This is a genomic window from Anabaena sp. UHCC 0253 (assembly GCF_009712085.1).
Taxonomy (GTDB): domain Bacteria; phylum Cyanobacteriota; class Cyanobacteriia; order Cyanobacteriales; family Nostocaceae; genus Dolichospermum.
Genome location: NZ_VILD01000002.1, coordinates 617,371 through 620,608, shown reverse-complemented (window position 1 = coordinate 620,608; position 3,238 = coordinate 617,371). Strand labels below are relative to the sequence as shown.

Here is a 3,238-nt window from a genome sequence, read left to right as displayed (position 1 = left end):
TTTTTAATCAAGCGGCATTAATAGCTGAAGGTTTTTGTAATATTACAGGATGCAAATTAAAAATCAACGGTTTAGAACGCATTAAGGAAACTGAAGCACAATTTAGTTTATCTTCAGCCCAAAGACAAGAAAACTTAGTAGATGCTTTTGTTATTGGTAAAGATTTGCGTCGTCGTCCAAATATCCCAATATTATTAGTGGATGATATTTATACGACTGGCGCGACTGTCAAGGCGGCTGTGAAGACACTTAAAGCACATCAAATTAAAGTCTTGGGTGTAGCTGCTGTTGCCACGACAAACAAAGAAATATAAAGCTATATTAGAAAAGCCTGGGCGACTAGAAGTCGCGGCTACACAAACGAAACCCACCTCCGTGGGTTTGGAAACCTTTATTTTCTGTTAGTCCGTGAAGACGGACTTTGTTTGTGTAGTAGTGATTTATAATCGCCAAAAACTTTAGCTTCGACTGCGTGGGTTTGGAAACCTTTATTTTCTATTAGTCCGTGAAGACGGACTTTGTTTGTGTAGTAGTGATTTATAATCGCCCGAAATTATTTAAATTTATGAAAAAAACTTTTGCAGTGGGTTTTAGACACATTTTAATCATTCCTGCCACATTGCTAACAATGGGCATTTTTATCAAAACAGCTTCAGCACAAAATAACTTATATAGTCCTATTCCTTTAACTAATTTTACAGAAATTTCTGATACCCTATCAGATAAAGATATTCCCACAGGACAAGGGGGATTTGCGCGTGATTATTCAGTTAAGTTAGAGAAGGGTGATAATTTATCTATTGATTTATCATCGGAAAACTTCGACAGCATTATTACGCTATTAGCTCCCAACGGTACAACAGTAGCAGAAAATGATGATGGTCCTGATGGTACAAGTAATTCTCTATTATTTACTCGCATTACAGAAACAGGAACTTATATTGTCCGCGTTCGTTCTTTTGGGGAAACTGGGGTGGGTAATTTTAAACTCAAGGTGACAAAACTGCTTCCAGTTAAGTAGATTTTGTTAAATAATTGACAATTGATAATTGATAATTTTTTATTCAAGGTTTAAAACTTCTCTTTTAAAAGAGAAAAAAGCCAAAAAATTCTTCTTCCTGAATCCTCGTACTTCTAGAGTGAGATAATTGTCCATTGTGGCGATCGCACTTATGAATAATTGACAATTTTTTATTCAAGGTTTAAAACTTCTCTTTTGAAAGAGAAAAAGCCAAAAAATTCTTCTTCCTGAATCCTCGTACTTCTAGAGTGAGATAATTGTCGATTGTGGCGATCGCACTGATTGTTTAAATAACTGTTTTGTAGCTTTTTAGGAATGTAGAATATTACACAAAATATCCGCAATTAAGGTTTGAGTTTTTAATGATAATAAGCCTAGCTCACGCTGAATAAGTGAGAATTGAAGTGTTACCAAATGATCAAGTCTGATAGTTGATGATTTGCGAAGACCACTGATAATAAAATCTGGATTTTCTGGTCTCAGAATAATATCTGTATGAAGGGAATTTTCGGGAATACGGCTGGTGATGAGAGCAAAGATAATGTGCTGATATTTTCCAATTGTATTGGTTAGACAATAAGCGGGACGGACTTTACTGGAAGATAAATCGTCAAAGGGAAATTGCATTAAAACGATTTTACCCTTCATCAGCTACAGGTTGCCCATCTTTTAGGGTATAAATATCTTCTTCTGGATCATGCAGAAAAGCAAAGCTAGGGTTATTTGCAACAGCATTTAACCAAGTTTGTTCATTAAGTTCATCTTCTGGCATTAAAAGAATAACGCGCACAAGCCTGTCTTTTTCTTGGGGAATGGGATGATCAAGTTGGATTTGCCCTTGGGTATTAAGGATACCAGTGGTTTCAATCGCACGCATAGCTAAATCTAAAAGGAGTGATTTTATTCTAACATTTAAGCATAATGAAAATCCTTGACGAGTAGCGGCACTGTTTAAAGGTAAAATTGTCATAAACAGTTACGACATCGCCAATTTGTAAAATACGCTCTGTCATATACCTATTTTAATTTCTCCTGTTTCAGCGATAAATTTAACGGGTATTCCCTCTTCTAATTCTTCTTCTTGCTATTCATAAGGTTCATAGTTTTCTAAGCCTGATAAGTCACTTTCTAGCCAGTCTGTATCTTCTTGAGTTTGAGGATTTTCGCTTTGCCAAACCAGATAATTTAAAAAGCTAAGAACTTCTGGCAATTTATCATCAGGGATAACTTCCAAACTTTGCACTACTTTGCTTCTGATTGTATTCATCTCTGTAATACTCTGAATATTTTTTGGTATGGATTAATCTCAAATGATTGGGCAATTATCATTACTATCAATTGTGCCAGTTGTAATGTATTTGGATCACCTTTGACAAAATCACTTACTACACAAGTATCAAGTAAATATTGCATAAATTCAATTAAAAATATTAAACTGAAAATATGGTTTCATCAGGTGGCAGTAATTCATCTCGGTAGGACTCAAAGGTAATACTGTCTGCAAAACCTTGATGTTCCAAAATTAGATTCGACCAAGTTCTAGTTTTGTTTTTTAGAAATGTAACTAATACAGTGCTTTCGTGAATATCTTTTGGTATTTCAGCAAGTTGGATTTTTCCATCTTTATAAATTCCCTGAACGGTTTTTAGCATGGATTAACCTCTATAAATTGGGTGATCATCATTACTATCAATTGTGCCACAAGAAATCGCTTGTTTAGGGTAAGATACTCACTGAGTGATAGCTTATACTATAAATTAAGTTAGAAAACAGGATATCATAGATACTTGAAGTAATAACCCAAGTTGCTAGTTATAACGATAAGCCTTTTTGATTCCCCCTAAATCCCCCCCCTAAAAAGGGAGACCTTGATTGATTTTACCTCCTTAATAAGGGGGTGAGGGGGGGATCTAGTCGAGAAATCAACCTGAATACTTGTAACTAGCAACTTACGTTAATACCCACTCTTTTGTAAATTTGCTAACATTAGAAATAACTGTTTTGTGACTAATTTATGGATAAAGATTCTATGAAAGATGTTCCCCGAAATATGAGACTAACGGGGATGTTTCTTTTTCGTAGCGCACTTATCGAAGCTTCTCGCGGTGAAATACCTATGTGTGTTGTACACACTGCTCATGCAGCCGAAATTCTTTTAAAAGCTCGAATAGCTCAAGAACACCCACTGTTAATCTTTTCTAAATTGCCTAAATCAGA

General features: G+C 35.2%; 6 protein-coding genes and 1 pseudogene. 3 read left to right on the top strand and 4 right to left on the bottom strand.

Translation table 11 applies throughout. The features are described 5' to 3' along the window. Both FJR38_RS07005 and FJR38_RS07000 read left to right on the top strand, forming a co-directional pair. Nucleotides 1-314, top strand: a 314-nt coding sequence (locus FJR38_RS07005) for a ComF family protein (RefSeq protein ID WP_168536131.1), incomplete at its 5' end; no start/stop codon positions are given. A 251-nt stretch (nt 315-565) separates the two neighbouring features. Continuing rightward, the gene (locus FJR38_RS07000; protein ID WP_168536129.1) at nt 566-1,021 is read left to right on the top strand and encodes a PPC domain-containing protein; all 456 of its coding nucleotides are present in this window, start codon (nt 566-568) and stop codon (nt 1,019-1,021) included. Between the two features lie 309 nt (nt 1,022-1,330). Here the strand turns inward: FJR38_RS07000 and FJR38_RS06995 are convergent, their stop codons facing one another. The 4 genes from FJR38_RS06995 to FJR38_RS06980 all read right to left on the bottom strand — a co-directional run bounded on the left by FJR38_RS06995 (nt 1,331) and on the right by FJR38_RS06980 (nt 2,673). Then, complete coding sequence (locus tag FJR38_RS06995; protein ID WP_168536127.1) at nt 1,331-1,669, bottom strand: type II toxin-antitoxin system PemK/MazF family toxin; 339 nt, start codon at nt 1,667-1,669, stop codon at nt 1,331-1,333. Next, nucleotides 1,659-1,991 carry a hypothetical protein gene (locus FJR38_RS06990; protein ID WP_217359995.1) on the bottom strand — a complete coding sequence of 111 codons (333 nt, stop codon included), beginning with the start codon at nt 1,989-1,991 and terminating at the stop codon, nt 1,659-1,661. Before FJR38_RS06990 ends, FJR38_RS06995 begins: the two co-directional genes overlap by 11 nt. Nucleotides 1,992-2,105: 114 nt before the next feature. Next, nucleotides 2,106-2,288: a hypothetical protein gene (locus FJR38_RS06985; protein ID WP_168536125.1), complete on the bottom strand. Its 183-nt coding sequence runs from the start codon at nt 2,286-2,288 to the stop codon at nt 2,106-2,108. Nucleotides 2,289-2,451: 163 nt separating this feature from the next. Beyond that, on the bottom strand, nt 2,452-2,673 hold the full coding sequence (locus FJR38_RS06980; RefSeq protein WP_168536123.1) for a hypothetical protein: 222 nt from the start codon (nt 2,671-2,673) through the stop codon (nt 2,452-2,454). A gap of 362 nt (nt 2,674-3,035) precedes the next feature. Between FJR38_RS06980 and FJR38_RS27695 the strand changes: the two are divergent. Further along, nucleotides 3,036-3,238 (top strand): annotated as a pseudogene (locus tag FJR38_RS27695) (hypothetical protein); the annotation flags it as partial.